Genomic DNA, 17,467 nt, shown 5'->3' on the forward strand with positions numbered 1-17,467 from the left:
GCTCTCACACGCCGGTCGGCCCCCGCATGTGCGCGCTGACCCACCGCATCGTCCCCTCGCCCAGCCCCCGCACATACGTGTCACCGCTGTGCGTGCCGCCCGGAACGATCTGCAGCCGCGCCTTCACCGGCCCGTGGCCGTACCGGGCGATGAACTTCCGGACCTTCGGCAGCACCGTGGCCTCCTTGGAGCCGCCCTGGAACGCCACACAGACGGGCGGTCCGCCGCGCGCGATCAGCCGGCCGGCGAGCACCTCCGGATTGTTCGCGCGCTCGGCTTCGGCGTGCCCCTTCCACAGCGGGGAGTCGGGCACGATGTCCGGCCCGTTGGCGATCGCCACTTTGAAGGTGTCGGGGTTCTGCAGCACATTCTTCAGCGCCGCGAACCCGCCCGACGAGGAGCCCATGATCGTCCAGGCGTCGCGGGTCTTGAGGGTGCGGAAGTTCTGCCGTACGAGATCGGGTACGTCCTGGGTGAGCCAGGTGCCGATCTTCGGCTGCCCCGGTATGTCGCTGCCGTCGTAGTACCGCTCGTCATTGGGGTTGAGCACCGGCATGACGACGATGAACGGCAGGCTGGTGCCGTCCTTGGTCCACTGGGCGAGGTGCTCCTGCAGCGCGAAGTCGGGGCCGGCCCAGTAGTTGCGGGGATAGCCGTACGAGCCGGGCAGCGCCACCATCACCGGAAAGCCCTTGTCCGCGTTCCGCTTCTCGTAGTACTCCGGCGGCGCCCACACCCACACCTTCCCGGTGACCCCCGATTTCGGGCCGTGCAGGGTGGTCACGCCGATCGGGGTGTCCTCGCCCGCCCCGCCGACCCGGCGCTCCTCCTCGAAGGTGATCGGGTGCGTGGGCAGCTGTACCAGTGAGTGCGTGCCCGGTGGCGCGGCGTGCAGCGCGGCGCCCCCCTGGAGATCGCCGAAGTGGAGGGGGGAGGCGTGGGAGGTGCCCGTGCCGCAGCCGGCCGTGCAGGCGAGAACGGTCAGGGTGATCAGTGCGGTCACCGGGGTGAACAGGGCTCTGCGCACGGGTCCTTCTCCTTGCCGGACGGGCCGGGAGAGGTCCCGGCCGGCAAGCAAGAGGGGGCCGTGGCGGGCCCGGGTTTCGCCCGGGCGGTGTCGGGTTGGTCGCATCGACCGCACCGAAGACGGGCAAACCGTGCTGACCTGCCGCGTTTACGTGCCTCAGAAGGCGTGTTTACCGGGATTTTCCCGGCGGGGGAGAGGCGGAAGTGCGGGAGGTCCGGCGCGGCACGGAGCAGATCCCGCCACCGGTCGTTCCGGCCCCGTCCCCCACGGCACCCGCCCGCATTCCCACCCGCATTCCCACCCGTATTCTCTCGATATGACCTGGTCGCGCGCGCTGAAGGAGACCGCCCGCTCCGGGCTGAGCATCGAGCGGGCCAAGCTCACCCCGCTGATCGCCGTCCGCGGCTCGGCGGGCGTCGCCCTCGTCATCGGGCTGTGTCTGTGGCTGGGCGACCCGCGCCTCGCGGTCTCCTCCGCCTTCGGGGCGTTCGCGTCCGGCCTGGTCACGTTCCAGCGCAGCATGCGCCCCCGGCCGGTCCTGGCGCTCGCCGTCGCCGGCCCGCTGGCCGTCGCCACCTTCCTCGGCTATCTGGCCGCCCCGCACCTCCTCGTCTTCGTCCCGCTGCTCGCCGTCTCGGCCTGCCTCGCCGGGATGGCCTGGGCGATCGGCCCGGTCTCCGGGCTCGTCGGCACCCTGACCGTCGCGATCATGGTGGTCACCGTCACGCTGCCGACGACCGTCCTGGGCGCCCTGGCGCACGCCGCCCTGATCGCCTTCGGCGGCGTCGTCCAGGCCGTCCTGATCGTGCTCTTCCCGGTGCGCCCCTGGGGCGTGCAGCGCGACGCGCTCGCCGACGCGCTGGCCGCCGAGGCCGATTACGCCCGACGGCTGCGGCAGAACCCGGTCGCCCCGTTCGACCCTGCCCCCCTGATGGACGCCCGCCTCGCGTCCACGGTCACCCCGCGTCAGGCCAGACGCCGTCCCGTCCAGCTGCACGGCCCCCGCGGCCTCGCCGAGCAGCTCGGACCCGTCCTCGCCTCACTCGCCGACCCGGTCGTCGGCGCTCCGGCACAGGGCCCGGAACGCGACCGCGCCCGCGATCTGCTCGACGCCGCGGCCACCGTCCTGGACGCCGTCGCGCACGCCGTCCGGTACGCCCGCCCCGTCCGGCTGCCTCCCGAGGCGATGGCCACCCTCGAAGTCCCCGCCTCCGGCCCGATGCTCAGGGGCGCCGCCCGCCGCTCCGCCTACCGTCTGATCTCGCTGCTCGCCGACGCCGTCGAACTCACCGACGAGCCGGTCCAGGCCACCCGCCCCACCACCGGGGCCGAACGCGCCCATCTGCTGCGCCCCAGCGTCCCCCGGCTCGTCCCGGTGGCGCTGCGCGCCGTGCGCCGCGAGGCGCGCTGGTCCTCGCACATCTTCCGGCACGCCCTCCGCGTCAGCGCGGTCTGCTCCGCCGGCTATCTGCTGGGCACCGGCCTCCCGTTCGGTCACGGCTACTGGGTGCCGCTCACCTCCGTCATGGTGATGCGCCCCGACTTCGGCCAGACCTACTCCCGGGGAGTCGCCCGCTTCAGCGGCACCCTCGTCGGGGTCGCCGTGGCCGGCGCCCTGATGGCCCTCGCCCGCCCGGGCGCGTACGTCAGCGCCGGGGCGGCCGTCGTCTGCGTGTTCCTCATGTACCTGCTGATGCGTACCGGCGTGTCCGTGACCTCGGCATGTGTCACCGCCTACGTCGTCTTCCTGCTCGGCATCGCCGGCGAGGGCTGGGCACAGACCGTCCAGGAACGCAGCGTGCTCACCCTCTTCGGCGGACTTCTCGCGATGCTGTCCTACGCGCTGTTCCCCGCCTGGGAGACGCCCAAGCTGCGCGACCGCCTCGCCGCATGGCTGGCGGCCAACGGACGGTACGCGCTGGCCGTGTACGACCGTTACGCACGGCCCGCCGAAGGCCGTCCCCGGCAGGTCCGCGAGGCCCTGCTGGACGCCCGCGCGGCCCGCGCCGCCTGGGAGGAGAGCGAGGCCCGCGCCGAGAAGGAACCCGTACGCCACCGCGGCCTCTCGCGCACCTCGGCGCACGCCGCCGGCTCCGCGCTCGCCACGATGGGCCGGGTCACGATGATCCTGGAGGCGCACCTCCCCGACAAGGACGCAGAACCGTCGCCCGGTGCCGCCGCGTTCGCCGCCGAACTGCGCCCCTCACTGGAGCGGGCGGCGCACGCCGTACGCGAACGGCGCGCGCCGGACTGGAGCGCGCTGCGCACCGTATGGGAGCGGTGGGACACCGAGAGCGCGGGCCAGGGCATCGCGCTGCGTGCCTCGGATCTGCTGCTGGACGCGCTTGACGACCTCGCCGAGGCGCTGTCCCGGAGGCCGGGCGGGCACGGCCGGGCGGCACGGGACGTGCGGGACGACGAAAGCCCCTGAGGCGGACGGCGGTTGCCCGTCGGCGAGCCCGGAGGAAAGGGTTCCGGACGGGCGAAGCCGGACTCGACGGGCTCCGCACCTGCAGGCAAGAGCTCGACACTCGGGAGAAAACGCCACCTTCAGGAACCTTTCCGCCCTCCCAGTAGTCTAGATAATTGCCCCGCAATTGATGCCTTTGGCCAGTAGGTAAGCCATTGGTGCAGTCTGGGTGATGATGTCCGAGGAACCCCGGACTCGGGGCCGAGGCCCCCTGTTGGGGAGCCTGTCATCCGTCGAGAGAGAGCAAGCGAACTCCCCATGGCGTCCAGCACTTCGTCCGGTACGTACGACATCGGCATCGACCTCGGCACCGCCAACACCCTGGTGTACGCGCGCGGCAAGGGCGTGGTGCTGAACGAGCCGTCGGTCGTCGCCGTCAACGCTTCCGGTGCGATCATCGCCGTAGGGTCCGAGGCCAAGCGGACGATCGGCCGGACCCCGTCCGGGATCACCGCGATGCGTCCCCTGCAGGAGGGCGTCATCGCCGACTTCGACGCCGCCGAGCAGATGCTGCGCGCCCTCATGAAGAAGGCGCTGCCCACCAGCCGTCGCTTCTCCAGACCGCGGGTCGTCATCTGCGTCCCCTCCGGGGTCACCGGCGTCGAACAGCGCGCGGTCATCGACTCCGCCAAGGCCGCCGGTGCCCGCGAGGTGCATCTCATCGAGGAGCCGATGGCCGCGGCGATCGGCGCCGGGCTCCCGGTGGACGAACCGGTCGGCTGCATGGTGGTGGACATCGGCGGCGGCACCACCGAGGTCGCCGTCGTCTCCATGGGCGGCATCGTCACCGCCCAGTCCGTACGGGTCGCGGGCGACGCCCTGGACGCCGCGATCGTCAGCTACGTCAAGAAGAAGCACGCGCTGGCCATCGGGGAGCGCACCGCCGAAGAGATCAAGATCGCCATCGGCTCGGCGTTCTGGACACCGGCCGGGCTGACCGGGACCGACGACGGCGAACCCGGCGGACGCCGCACGTCCTTCACCGTCCGCGGCCGGGACCACGTCAGGGGACTGCCCCGGATCCAGGAGATCGAGGAGGAGGAAATCCGCAACGCGCTGGCCGAACCGGTCGACGCGATCGTCCGCGCCGTGCACCGCACCCTCGACGAATGCCCGCCCGAGCTCTCCGGCGACATCATCGAACAGGGCATCGCCCTCACCGGCGGCGGCGCCCTGCTGCACGGCCTGGACCAGCGCTTGCGGCAGGACACGGGGGTGCCGGTGATGGTGGCCGATCAGCCCCTGGACTGCGTCGTCAACGGCACCGCCAAGTGCGTCGACGAATTCGCCGCACTGCACGGCATGCTGACGGGCGCGAAGGAACAGCAGCGGAGGTCGGTGCGGTTGTGAGGTGCGGGGTGAGGGGCGGAGCAGGGCTCCCGTGCCGCCTCACCTACCCCTACCCCTACCCCCACCCCCTCCCCCAACCTGGCCGGATGTCGCCGCATGGCGACAGGCATGGCGACAGCCACCGTCCGCCGCACGCCCGATAGCGTCGACGGTGAACGCCGAGGGGTAGTGGCGGGGCAGTGGCGCGGCCGGTCGGAGCGCCGGTCCAGGGGAGTATGCAGGGGGAGTTGCGGCATGGTGGATCCCATATCCATCGGGGCGGTCACGGGGATTCTGCGCGCGGCGACCGGGTCCATGGCCAATGAGGCCGGGAAGCGGGCCTGGGAGTCGCTGGGCGGACTGGTCCGGCGGATCGCGGGACGCGAGGTGCCCGCACCGGCCGGCAGCGCCGAGCGCGAGGTGGTGGCGAGGCTGCTGGTCGACGGTGCGCGACAGGACCCGGCGCACGCCAGGGCGCTGGCCGCCTGGGTCCGCGGCGCGCCCCGGCCCGGGATCGCCGACGCGGCCGCCGTGCCGCGCCGGCTGCCCGGTTCCGTACGGTTCTTCACCGACCGTCAGCAACTGATGAAGCGCCTGAACCGCGAGGCCCGGCGCAAGGCCGACGGGCGTCCCAAGCTCGCGCTGGTCCATGGACCGGAAGGCATCGGCCAGCGCGCTGGCCATCCACTGGGGAAGCGCCCACGCCCGGCTCTTCCCCGAGGGGCAGTTGTACGTGGACCTCCGCGGGGGCGCGACGGCCGGCACCCTGGACCAGGCCACCATGCTGCGCCGCCTCCTACGGCAGTTGGGCCTCGCGGACGACGAGGTTCCGCCGGTCGTCGAGGACCGCGCGGATCTGTATCGCGCGACCGTCGCGGACCGCAGGCTCCTCGTCGTCCTCGACCATGCCCGGTCCGCCGCCCAGATACGGCCCGTGCTGACATCGGCGCCCGGGGTGTTCACGATCGTGGTCGCCCGACGCCCGCTGAGCGGCCTGGACGCCGTACCGGTCCCCGTCGGCCCGCTCACCGAGGGAGACGCCCGCGACCTGCTCGGCCAACTCACCGGGAAAGAGGCCATCGCCGCCGCGGAGGCCGCCCTGCCGGAAGTGCTCACCCGGTGTGCCGGTTCGCCGTTCGCCCTGCGCGCCGCCGCCGTACGACTGATGGAGCCGCCCCGCCGGAACCGGGAACCCGCCGTGCGCGACGACGACCCCGTACACATTGCCGCCGAGGACGCCTACCGCGACCTGCCCCCGGACGCCGCACGGCTCTACCGGCTGCTGGCGCTGCGCCCATGGCCCGTCCTCGGGCCGGCCGTCGCCGGCGCCACCGCGAAGATCAGCGAACCGGAAGCCGAGGCACTGCTCGCCGAACTGGCCGCCCGCCGGCTGCTGGAGACCACCCCCGACGGCCGCTACCGCTACCGCCCCTCCGTACGGCGCCATGCCGAGGCCGCCGCCGCTCGCGAGGACGGTATCGCCGGCTGCTCGGCCGCCGTCTCCCGTGGGGTGGCCTGGTCCCTGGAGTTCGCGGTACGCGCCGACCGCGCCGTGCTCCCGCAGCGCTGGCACCTCGGGCCGTTGTACGCGCGGCTGGAGCCCGGCCACCCGTACGCCGATCAGAGCGAGGCGCTGACCGCACTCGTCGGCGAGCTCGGACAGCTCCTCGAAGCCGTCCGCGCCGCCGAGGAGTTAGGCGACCGCGACTCCGTCTGCCAGCTGTGCGAGGCCCTGTGGTCGGTGCAGCTCAAGGCGGGCCGCCACGACGAACTGCTGCCCGCGCTCCGGGCCGGCACCCGCGCCGCCGACGCCCTCGAAGCCGACGCACGGGCCGCGGACGGCGCGTCCGAAGGGGCCCTGGCCGCGTCCCGGACGTCCGGACGGACACACACCCAACTGGCCCTGGCCCTGGTCGAAGTGGGCCGCTACGAGGAGGCCGAATCCGAACTCCGCGCCGCCGCCGACGCGGAACAGCGCGCCGGCCACTCCCGGGGCCGGGCCACCGCCGTCGAATCCCTGGGCCTGCAGCGGCTGCGGCAGTGGCGCTTCCACGAGGCGTACGACTGCTTCGACACGGCCGACGGCCTGTTGGCGGCCATTCCCCAGGACGGCGAGGGCGCCGCCGACGTGCCGCGCGCCCGTGCCCTCCTGGAACGCCACCGGGGCCGGGCGCTGCGGGGCCTCGCCCGCTGGGACGAGGCCGAGCAGCGGCTGCGGCGCGCCCTGCGCTTCTTCCGCGAGACCGCGGAGCCGTACAACACTGCCCGCACGCTCACCGACCTCGCCGAGACCCACCTCGACGCCGGCGCCCCGGCCGCCGCGCGCCCCTTGATCGACGAGGCAACCCGCCTGCTCCAGGGGGAGCGGGCAACCTTCCCCCTCATCCACCTCCGGGCGCTGGGCGAGCGTTGCCAGGGCGAGGTGGGGTGACGGCGGTAACGGGGGGCGAGGACGGCTGAGGAGGGCCCGGATCGGGGCGTCGGCAGTGACCGGGAGGGGTGGACGGCCGGGGTCGGGCCGGCCGGCAGCCGCCAGTGGGAGGCGTGGACGGCCTGGGCAGGGCGTCGGACAGGCACCAGGGTGGTCGAGGAGTCAGCCGACCGACGTGACCGTCACCCTGTGGGGAACGCCGCCCGTCCATACGGTCAGGCCGTCGGCCACCAGGTCCTTCAGCAGCGTGCCCCCCGGCCAGTGCGGCATGCAGCGCGGAGGCGTACGCGGCCGGATCGGCCCCTGACGGCGCCGCGGTGAGCCGTACGACCTCGCCCGTACGGGTACGCACGGTGCACGCGCCGGGCTCCGTGATGTAGGCCGCGAGCGCGCAGTTCTGCCACCGTGCCAGGACCTCCGCGCCCCAGCTCTCCGGTGGCCCCAGCCGGGGATCGTCCGCGTTCCCGTACCGGAAGATCACATCGGCCAACGCCGTCACCTCGGGGTCAAGACCGTCTTCGTGGACGGCCAGATGCGCCTCCACCTGCGCTTTCCCCTGTGCGTCCGGCTGCACGGCCCTCGCCACGACGTCGGACTCCTCACCCGGGGCCGTCTCCCAGTCCGTTTCCCGCGCCGCCTCCTGCGCCGATTCGGCGAACCGGCGCACCGTGACCTCACCCGTCCCCAGCAGCCGGGTCAGCACCTGCAGCGGTGCGGTGCGCAGCGGCGGCTCGTACGGCGGCAGGGGCAGCGGGTCGAGCAGTGCGGGCTCCGGCGGTTCGGGTATCCCGATCAGGCGGTAGAAGGTTTCCCGCAGGAGCGGCGCGGACTTGCCCGGTACGGACGTGGTCAGTTCGGCGGGGCCGGAGAGCGCACGGTGCCGGCCGATCAGCGTCTCGATCTGCCGCCGCAGCGGCTCATGCGGAGCGAGCCGGGGCGCGGTGCGGACGAACTCCGCCACCGGGGAGAGCGGGTCCAGCCCGTCGAGCGGTGCCGCGCCCAGGAGGACGGGGGTGCCGAGCGCGGCCGCGTAATACGTCACGGAACCGTGGTCCCCGATCACGGCGTCCGCGGCGATCAGCGCCTGCCGCCAGCCCTCCAGAGGGTCGAGCAGGGTCAGACCGCCGCGGCGCGCCCGGTTCAGCCAGGCTCTGATCTGGCCGGGGCCGTGGCCGTGCCAGATGTTGGGGTGGAGGACCGCCGCGAGCCGGTATCCGTCGGCCGGGAGTTCGCCGGTCAGCCGGGGGAGCAGGGAGGGCAGCGGGTCCGCCGCGCCGCCGTCCCCGAAGAGGGATTCCGGATTCCAGGTGGAGTTGAGGAGGAGCAGCCGCTGTCCGTCCCGTATGCCGAGCGCGCGACGGAACCGGTGGCGGTGCCGACGGGCCGCCAGCATCCGGTCGAAGCACGGATCCCCGGCGAGTACGGCGGTGGGGGCCGCCTGCGGACACGCGGCCCGGAGCCGTTCCAGCTGCTCGGGGTGCGAGAGCACCATCGCCTCCGCGACGGGGGTGCCGTCCGCGAGCAGCCACTCCGGCGACAACCCGAAAACCGGAGCACCGACACCCCGGCTCCCGGCTCCCGGCTCCCGGCAATTCCGCCACACCCGCCTGGAACGGCGACGACCCCGTACAGATTGCCAGCATCTGCACCCGCAGGTCGTCACGGAACAGCGGCAGCACATCCAACAGCCGGGTCGCAGAGGTCACGTTGTGCACCACGAACAGCACCGTTCGGCACCGTCCCCGCGTGCTCCACCGCCGGGCATCGCCCCCCACGGGAACCTGTATCCACCCACCCTGCTCCGTGCTCACCCGGCCCCCTGGTCGCCCCGAACCGCCTGTCACTTCACCACCACACGTACGGCCCGTCACGATAACCACGAGGCGGCACCGACCGCCCCGGCAGGCTCTCGATCTCGATACGTACGAGCCGACACCTACGAGACGATCGTCCGCGGCCTGCCGTTGCGGCCAGCCGTTCGCGAACTCCGACGCCCCTACGCCAGCCCAAATCCACGACATCACGACATGACTGGCCTTGATCAGTGGGGAACCCGTTCACGGCACGGCGGATTACCGGGCCGCCCCGATCCAGATACCGTCCTCGTGCTCGTTGTCGGGGCCGACCTCCAGCTGCAACTCCTTGGCCCCGTCAGGGGAGACGGAATGGGCGAACTGGCTCACCGCTTTCTTTCCGGGCAGCAGCTTCCCCGAGAACGGCTTCGTCGCGCTGTCGCCGTCGAAGATGTTTCCGGCCGACGCGCCATTGGCGTCCCGCACGGTCGGCAATGCGCTGGTGATGTCGATCGTCTTCTTGCTCCCGTTGACGATCGTGACCTTCACCTGAATCGCCAGATTGCCCTCTTCATGGCCGACAGCGACGCTGCCCGGCTGGTACGGAACGGGCTTGGCGACGGTGACCGTGACCCCGTCCGCGTATTTCCGCGTCTCACCGAAACGCAGCGGCTTTTCGGCGACCGGCTCCGAAGGGGCCGGGGACGCGATGGTCCGCTCGCGGTCGGCTTCCTTTTCCTTCACCTTGTCGGCGGCGTGCTTCACGAACACCACGGTGAGGATCAAGCCGATGATCGCGAGTACCACGGTGAGGCCGCCCAGAACGGTGCCGACGAGAGGCATCGCCTTGTTCGTGGCCAGCCCTTTACGAGCCCGGCTGTGGCCGACCAGGCCGAAGATCAGGGCAAGCAGGCCGAGAACGCCCGACAGCCAGAACAGAAACGGGATAAAGCCCAGGACCACGCCGACGATGCCGGTGACCAGCGACGCGATACCGAGGCCATTACTCGCCTGCTGGGGAGCCGGGGGAAACGGCGCCGGAAAGCCGGGCGCCGGGACATCGGCCGGAGGGGCCCATGGGTCCGGGCCGGGAGTGTGCTCAAGCCTGGCCATACACAGTCCTTTAAGGGGAATCAGAAAAAGATCACCCTAACAACTGCGTTGTCCGCCATTTACCGAGCCGGGAGGCCGTCGACGGATGCGGCAGGTGGTGTTACGACCAGATGCGGCCGGCGGCGCTACGGCCCGGATGCGGCCGGGGCGAGGGGCAGGGAGGCGAAGCCAGGTGTTACTGACGGCCGCAGACGTGGTCCGCCGGCTCGTCCTCCGTGACGATGCGGAGCCCGGAGCACCGCCGCGCAGCTTCCGTGGACTTGCAGTCCGGCATGGCGGTGATGCCCCCCGGAGCCCGGTGACAGGTAGTCACAGCCCGTCGGCCCGCAAGGCGGCCGGGAAGCCCGACCGCTCCCGCAAAACCCCTGCGCCGGCCCGCTGAAACGCCCCTGACCAGCAAAAAGACCCTCCCCGGAGGGGAGGGTTCAGGTAGGCGCCCCCGGCAGGACTCGAACCTGCGGCCAAGTGCTTAGAAGGCACCTGCTCTATCCGCTGAGCTACGGGGGCCGGGCGGTGGACGTGGATCACGGACCGCGGACAAGGATAGAGGTCCGGGTGCCTCGTCCCGGTTGCTTCACCTGCGTGGCACGTTGTGGAGGTTCGGTGAAGCGATCCCGATAATCGCAGGCAGGTACGAATTCTGCATCGCTTTTGGCGTCTCACGCCCACGGTGTTGTGCACTCGTTATGCCTGCGTCTTACGTGTCGCGATGGTCTTATGGGTCATCAATCCCGGTCTGTGGGGGTTTCTGCTGCGCACACGAGGGGTTATACGCTTCAAAAACACATCGAAATTGGGCATTCTGCACATGTGGCGACCTTGGACGTACGACCCCGGCTCATCGATGCACTGTCCGTACTGCGCGATCGCGTGGACGCCGTACGCTTTCCGCTGCCGCTTCGGGGCGCCGCCCGCGCCCGGCGGAACCGGGCCGAGCTGCTCGCCCAGCTTGACGACTATGTGATGCCCCGCCTGTGCGCACCTCAGGCCCCTTTGCTCGCCGTCATCGGCGGATCCACCGGAGCGGGCAAGTCCACGCTGGTCAATTCGCTGGTCGGGCGGCGGGTATCGGAGGCGGGGGTGCTGCGGCCGACGACCCGTACGCCGGTGCTGGTCTGCCATCCCGACGATCACCACTGGTTCGCCGGACCGCGGGTGCTGCCGCAGCTCACGCGGGTGTGGGTGCCCGGCCAGGACGGCGGCGACGGCGCTTGTGGGGAGAGCGGCTGGGGGGAGAGCCCGGCCGACGGGCGCCGGGGCGGCGACGGATTCGGGGATTCCGGGTGGGCCGGTGACACGGGCATGCCCACGGTGCGGATCGAGACGGAGGCGGCGCTGCCGAGCGGACTGGCGCTGCTCGACGCCCCTGACATCGACTCGCTGGTCGCCGGCAACCGGGAGCTGGCCGCCGAGCTGATCTGCGCGGCGGATGTCTGGGTGCTGGTCACCACCGCCGCCCGGTACGCGGACGCGGTGCCCTGGCATCTGCTGCGGACGGCCAAGGAGTACGACGTCACGCTGGTGACCGTGCTGGACCGGGTGCCGCACCAGATCGTCACCGATATCTCCGGGCGGTACGCGGAGCTCCTCCAACGCGCCGGCCTCGGCCATGTCCCGCGGTTCACCATCCCGGAGCTGCCCGAATCGGCCGGCGGCGGCTCCGGTCTGCTGCCCGCCACCGCCGTCGCCGCGCTGCGCGCCTGGCTGGAGCGCCACGCCCAGGACCCGGCCGCCCGCGCCGCCGCCGCGGACCGTACCGCCGCCGGCGTCCTCGCCTCGCTGCGCAGCCGCCTGCCCGCGCTGGCCGGGGCCGCCGCCGCCCAGCACGCCGCGGCGCTGCGGCTGGCCGGCCGGGTCGAGGAGGCGTACGAGGGCGCCGCGGAGCGGGTGCGGAGGGAGGTCGCGGCGGGCGAGGTGCTCTCCGGCGACGCGCGCACCCACTGGCGTGACCACGCACGAGGCGGCCGGCCGGACGAACTGCTGGACGCGCTGACGCAGGGGCTCACGGCTCTGCTGGCCTCCGCGGTCGAGGAGGCCGACGAGCGGGCCGGCGACGCCTGGCGGCGGGATCCCGCGGCGGCGGACGTGTCGCTGACGGCGGCCGGGGGCGCCACCGGGGCGGCCGGGCGGCTGGGCGTGGTCGTCCGGCGCTGGCGGCGCTGTCTGGAGGAACTGGCCGAGGAAGAGACCCGCGAGGCGCGCGGCGGACGGGCCGCCGAGCGCGCCGGCTCCGTGGCCCCGGAGGAGTCGGCGGCGTTGCTGGCCACCGCTCTGCTCGGCGGCCGCCGGGCACGAACCGCGGGTGAGAACCTCGCCGACCTGTTGGGGGCCCAGAGCGCGCTGCGGCTGTGTGACCGGGGCGGCCGGCTGCTGACGACATACCTGGAGCGCGCGCTGGACGGGGAGCGCGAGCGGCGGCTGGCCCCGCTGGACCAACTGTCCGTGCCACCGGAGCAGCAGGCCGAGTTGATCGCCGCGCTGTCCGTACTGCAGAAGGAGAAGGTGCTGGGGTGACCGCTTCCACGGAGGACACGGAGTCCGCTGAGCGGGCTGTGGGCGATCAGGCGGCGCCGGGCGGCCGGGCGGCCGGGGCGTGGGACGACGGGTTGATCGCACGGCGGGCACGGGACGGGGCGGACTCCCGGCCGGGGGTGCGGCATCGGCGTGGGGCACCCGTCGAGGGGGCAGTTGCCAGGTCGGTCGGAGGGCGTGGCGAGAGGCCGGGGGAGTCGTCCGTCGCCTCCCCTGATGCGTCGTATGACCTCGCGTCCCCTGATGCCTCCCATGGTGAGCCGATGTCCCCCAGTGAGCCGATCATTCCGGCGGACCTTGAAGCCGACCTGGTCGGGGATCTCAGAAGGGATCTCGGCGGGGGCTTCGGGGACGTGCGCGTGGGCGTCGACCTACGGATGGGCCTGCTTGAGGACGCCCGTGCCGGGGGGCCGGACGAGTTCCTCGCGTACGACCGGGCGCCCGGCGGGCGGCGGCGCGGTATGGGCGACGTGCTGCGGCCACGGCTGGACGCGTTGCGCGAGCTGACCGCGCTGTCCCGGAGCCGGCTGGCCGGCGAGACGCTCGACGAGGCGGGCCGGGTGCTGAATGCGGCGGACGAGCGATTCCGGCTCTCCGGTGAGCACACCGTCGTCGCCATCGCCGGTGCGACCGGAAGCGGCAAGTCGTCGCTGTTCAACGCGCTGGCGGGAGCCAGCCGTTCGCAGGTCGGCGCGCGGCGGCCGACGACCTGCGAACCGGCGGCCTGCGTGTGGTCGGACGACAGGCCGGGTGCGGAAGGGCTGCTGAACCGGCTCGGGGTACCGGCGCGGCGCCGTCACGTCCCGGTGGACGGCGCCCCGGACCTGCGCGGACTCATTCTGCTCGACCTGCCCGACCACGACTCGGCGGCCACCGGGAACCGTGCGCAGGTGGACCGGATGCTGGCCCTTGTGGACGCCGTGATCTGGGTGGTCGACCCGGAGAAGTACGCGGACGCGGTGCTGCACGAGCGGTATCTCCGCCCGTTGGCGGGCTACGCCGAGATCATGTTCGTGGTGCTCAACCAGGTGGACCGGCTGCCCGGGGACGCCGCGGACCAGGTGGTGGACGATCTGCGCCGGCTGCTGGACGAGGACGGGCTGGCACTGGGCGAGCACGGTGAGCCGGGTGCGGCGGTGCTCGCGCTGTCCGCCGCGACGGGGCAGGGCGTCGGGGAACTCCGCGAGACACTGGGCCAGTTCGTCGCCGAGCGGGGCGCGGCGGCCCGGCGGCTGGCGGCGGATGTGGACACGGTGGCCGAGCGGCTGCGGTCGGCATATGTGGCGGAGAGCCGGGTCGGGCTGACGGAACGGGCCCGCGCGGACTTCGACGCCCGGCTGGCCGAGGCGGTGGGCGCGGCGGCCACCGGGCGCGCGGCGGAACGCGACTGGCTGCGGCATGCCGAACGGGCCTGCGGCTCCCCGTGGGCGCGGCTGAGGGGGCGGCGCAAGGGGCGGCGGGCAGCGGAAGCGGAAGACGCCCCGAGGGGAAGCCGTTCCAAGCCAGGCCGCACCGATGGAGGCCGCGCCGGACGGGACCGCGGGTGTGCGGGCGGCGGGCCCGGAGGAACGGCCGGCGGTGTGGCGACCGAGACCGGCGTGGATGCCCGGCCGGCGGCGCGGCCCGTAGTGGAGCAGGCCGTACGGGCCGTTGCGGGTGAAGCCGCGTGCGGGCTGCCGACGCCCTGGGCGCAGGCGGTGCGCGAGGCGGCGGGCCGGGGCGCGGACGGGCTGCCGGCGGCGCTGGACCGGGTGGCGGCCGAAGCCGAGGCGTCCCTGCGGGGCGGGCCGGCCGCGAAGCCGCGGTGGTGGACGGTGGCTGCCGCACTTCAGGGGCTGCTGTTCGGGCTCCAAGTGGCCGGTGTGCTGTGGCTGCTGGGCGCGGTGATGGGGGTGGCCGACGGGACGGCATGGGCGTCCGCGCTGCTGCTGGGGGTCGTCGCCTCGGTGAGCGGTCCGGCGCTGACGTGGATGTGCGGAGTGGCGGCGCGCGCTCCGGCCCGGCGGTACGGGCAGGAGGCCGAACGGCGGCTGCGGAGCGCGGCGGCGGGCTGCGGACGGGCCAGGGTCCTGGAGCCGGTGGCCGCCGAGCTGCTGCGCTACCGCGAGGTGCGTGAGCGGTATGCGGTGGCTTCGGGCGTATGACCTGCGGTGAGTCGGGTGACATGCGGTGATTCGGGCGTCTGACGTGAGGTGAGGGCGCTGGACGGGCAGTCCATCCCTTCCGCGGGTGACGGAGTTATCCACACCCGGCCCGTCGTCCACAGCCCGCCGCGACGTTCGCCGAATCCGTGCAGCATGGCATCAACGCACAGCGAGAGCGAACGGGGGCGGGTCCGATGAACGACACGATGGTGACACTGGTGGGGAACGCCGCGACGGCGGTGGAGCACCGGCAGACGACGGCGGGTGTGCCGGTGGCGAGGTTCCGGATGGCGGCGACGTCCCGGCGCTTCGACCGGACGCGGGAGTGCTGGACCGACGCGGAGACGAGTTTCTACACGGTCCGGTCATGGCGCGCGCTCGCCGACAACGTCGCCGCGTCGGTGGCGGTGGGCGAACCCCTGGTGGTTCACGGGCGGTTGCGGGTGCGGGAAGGGGAGCAGTCTCCCGAGCGGGGCGGGCAGCGCTGGTTCGCGGCGGAAGTGGACGCCGTCGCGATCGGGCACGATCTCTCGCGCGGCACCGCGGCGTTCCGCAGGGTCACCTGGGCACGTTCGGTTCCCCTTCCGCCGCAATCGGCGGCGGCCACCGATACGCCGACCCCTGCGTCGACCCCGCCCCCGTCGGTCACAGAGTCGGCCGCAGCCACGAAGACGGAGAGAGCCGCGGCCGCGTCCGCCGTCGGTTCCGTGACGGCCTGAGAAGGCGGCCGTGCCCCCAAAGTCCCGGCGATTTATCGATAATGCCAGGTCAGGGTGGTCGAGGTCGGTAACGATTGCGATTCGGATCGCTTATGGAATGCCATTCCTGGGGACCTTGATGCGCCTGCTCCTTAAGATCCCACGAGTAGCTACGGGGGCTGACGAGTACTCACGGGGGCTGACCAGTTCTGCCGTTGAGTTCTTTGGGATCTTCCGGCGAGGCCCCCTCCCCACTCGACGGCCTCGCCCAGAGGGGAATTTCATGCTTGCGATGAAGAGGCGGGGCGCAGCCCGCCTTGCCGCCGCGGTCCTGGCCTCCGGCCTGGTCGCGGCGGGTGCGATAGCCACCGCGGGACCCGCGGCGGCGGACGACACGACCCCCGCGCACGGGGGCGCCACGGCCACGCTCGGCGGTCTGAAGACCTTCGACCAGGCGATCGTGCACGCGGACGGGCAGGACCAGCGCATCGGCGCCGGGCTCTTCGAGATGGCGGTCGACAACGGCGGCACGCTTCAGACATACTGCATCGACATCCACAACCCGACGCAGCAGCAGGCGAAGTACCAGGAAGTGCCCTGGAGCGCCTCGTCGCTGCACAGCAACGGTGACGCGGGCAAGATCCGCTGGATTCTGCAGAACTCCTACCCCCAGGTGAACGACCTGGCCGCGCTCGCCGCCAAGTCAGGCGCCGGGAACCTCACCGAGCGCACCGCCGCGGCCGGCACCCAGGTCGCGATCTGGCGCTTCTCCGACCACGTCAAGGTGGACGCGGCCGACCCCGCGGCCGAGAAGCTCGCCGACTACCTGGAGAAGAGCGCGCGAAACGTCGCCGAGCCCAAGGCGTCGCTGACGCTGGACCCGCCGGCCGTCTCCGGCAAGTCCGGCAGCCGTCTCGGCCCGGTCACCGTGCACACCAACGCCGACAGCGTCACGCTCTCCCCGGCCGCCGGCATACCGGCCGGCGTCAAGGTCGTCGGCAAGGACGGCACACCGCTCACCAGCGCTGCCGACGGCACCCAGCTGTTCTTCGACGTGCCCAAGGGCGCCGCCGACGGCAGCACCTCGCTGACCGCCCAGGCCGCCACCAAGGTCCCGGTCGGCCGCGCCTTCACCGGCATCGGCCGGCACGCCAAGAGCCAGACCCAGATCCTGGCCGGCTCCAGCGAGTCCACCGTCTCCGCGGCCACCACGGTCTCCTGGAAGAAGCAGGGCGCCATCCCGGCGATCACCGCCGAGAAGAACTGCGCCAAGGGCGGTGTGGACGTCACGGCGAGCAACAAGGGCGATGAGGCGTTCCGCTTCCAGCTCTCCGGCAAGGACTACGAGATCGCCCCCGGCAGGTCGCAGACCGTGACCGTGCCGGTGGCAGAGGACCAGTCCTACGAGATCACGATCAAGGGTGCGGGCGGCTTCAAGAAGACCTTCTCCGGGGTCCTTGACTGCAAGACCGCCGGCAGCGGCGGCGGCAAGCCCTCCTCACAGCCCAGCCCCGCCTCGGCGGGCGGCACCACCGGCGGCAACGGCGCCGACCTCGCCGAGACCGGCTCCAGCAGTGCCACACCGGTGATCGCCGGCGTCGCGGTCGTCCTCGTCCTGGTCGGCGGCAGCGCGGTGTTCTTCCTCCGCAAGAAGAAGACCGGCGCCAACGGAAAGTGACCGAGCGGTAACAGCACGATAGTCGACCGGTTCACCGGTCGGCAGTCGACGGGGAACTTGTGGCCCCGGAGCACAGCAGTCGCTCCGGGGCCACGGGCATCCGCCCGGCCCACGCCACACTGCTCCGCCGCCGTCGGCCCCCGTCCACCCCCTGGCACCCGTTTCCGTCGGGGGATGGACGTACGGCAAGATGGGTGTTACTGCCCTCGCGCGGCCACGCCGCACCACGGCCCAGGCGGCGGAGCCGCACAC

10 protein-coding genes and 1 tRNA gene are annotated in these 17,467 nt (G+C 72.6%); 7 read left to right on the plus strand and 4 right to left on the minus strand.

The window, feature by feature from the left end; translation table 11 throughout:
• Nucleotides 1-4: 4 nt before the first annotated feature.
• Nucleotides 5-1,027, minus strand: coding sequence for an alpha/beta hydrolase (locus K9S39_RS28825; RefSeq protein ID WP_248866269.1), 1,023 nt, complete (start codon nucleotides 1,025-1,027; stop codon nucleotides 5-7).
• A 316-nt stretch (nucleotides 1,028-1,343) separates the two neighbouring features.
• Between K9S39_RS28825 and K9S39_RS28830 the strand changes: the two genes are divergently transcribed.
• From K9S39_RS28830 to K9S39_RS28840, 3 genes are all read left to right on the plus strand, one after another.
• Nucleotides 1,344-3,458 carry an FUSC family protein gene (locus K9S39_RS28830; protein WP_248866270.1) on the plus strand — a complete coding sequence of 705 codons (2,115 nt, stop codon included), beginning with the start codon at nucleotides 1,344-1,346 and terminating at the stop codon, nucleotides 3,456-3,458.
• Nucleotides 3,459-3,755: 297 nt separating this feature from the next.
• The gene (mreB, locus tag K9S39_RS28835) at nucleotides 3,756-4,847 is read left to right on the plus strand and encodes a rod shape-determining protein (RefSeq protein ID WP_248866271.1); all 1,092 of its coding nucleotides are present in this window, start codon (nucleotides 3,756-3,758) and stop codon (nucleotides 4,845-4,847) included.
• Nucleotides 4,848-5,475: 628 nt separating this feature from the next.
• Nucleotides 5,476-7,257 (plus strand): tetratricopeptide repeat protein, encoded by a 1,782-nt coding sequence (locus tag K9S39_RS28840; RefSeq protein ID WP_248866272.1) that lies wholly within the window; start codon nucleotides 5,476-5,478, stop codon nucleotides 7,255-7,257.
• On the opposite strand, the gene K9S39_RS28845 is transcribed toward K9S39_RS28840, so the two are convergent.
• From K9S39_RS28845 to K9S39_RS28855, 3 genes are all read right to left on the minus strand, one after another.
• Entirely contained in the window at nucleotides 7,208-8,797 is a 1,590-nt protein-coding gene (locus K9S39_RS28845; RefSeq protein ID WP_248866273.1) for a hypothetical protein, read from the minus strand. The genes K9S39_RS28840 and K9S39_RS28845 overlap by 50 nt on opposite strands.
• Nucleotides 8,798-9,329: 532 nt before the next feature.
• Complete coding sequence (locus tag K9S39_RS28850) at nucleotides 9,330-10,163, minus strand: DUF4190 domain-containing protein (RefSeq protein ID WP_248866274.1); 834 nt, start codon at nucleotides 10,161-10,163, stop codon at nucleotides 9,330-9,332.
• Between the two features lie 434 nt (nucleotides 10,164-10,597).
• A tRNA-Arg gene (locus K9S39_RS28855) sits at nucleotides 10,598-10,670 on the minus strand.
• Nucleotides 10,671-10,982: 312 nt separating this feature from the next.
• On the opposite strand from K9S39_RS28855, the gene K9S39_RS28860 reads away from it, so the two are divergent.
• From K9S39_RS28860 to K9S39_RS28875, 4 genes are all read left to right on the plus strand, one after another.
• Nucleotides 10,983-12,677 carry a dynamin family protein gene (locus tag K9S39_RS28860; protein WP_248869009.1) on the plus strand — a complete coding sequence of 565 codons (1,695 nt, stop codon included), beginning with the start codon at nucleotides 10,983-10,985 and terminating at the stop codon, nucleotides 12,675-12,677.
• A 38-nt stretch (nucleotides 12,678-12,715) separates the two neighbouring features.
• Nucleotides 12,716-14,839 carry a YfjP family GTPase gene (locus K9S39_RS28865; protein ID WP_248869010.1) on the plus strand — a complete coding sequence of 708 codons (2,124 nt, stop codon included), beginning with the start codon at nucleotides 12,716-12,718 and terminating at the stop codon, nucleotides 14,837-14,839.
• 194 nt (nucleotides 14,840-15,033) lie between these two features.
• Entirely contained in the window at nucleotides 15,034-15,558 is a 525-nt protein-coding gene (locus K9S39_RS28870) for a single-stranded DNA-binding protein (protein ID WP_248866275.1), read from the plus strand.
• Between the two features lie 262 nt (nucleotides 15,559-15,820).
• Nucleotides 15,821-17,215, plus strand: a complete 1,395-nt coding sequence (locus K9S39_RS28875; protein ID WP_248866276.1) for an LAETG motif-containing sortase-dependent surface protein — start codon at nucleotides 15,821-15,823, stop codon at nucleotides 17,213-17,215.
• Nucleotides 17,216-17,467 lie beyond the last annotated feature (252 nt).

The organism is Streptomyces halobius (assembly GCF_023277745.1).
Lineage (GTDB): Bacteria > Actinomycetota > Actinomycetes > Streptomycetales > Streptomycetaceae > Streptomyces > Streptomyces halobius.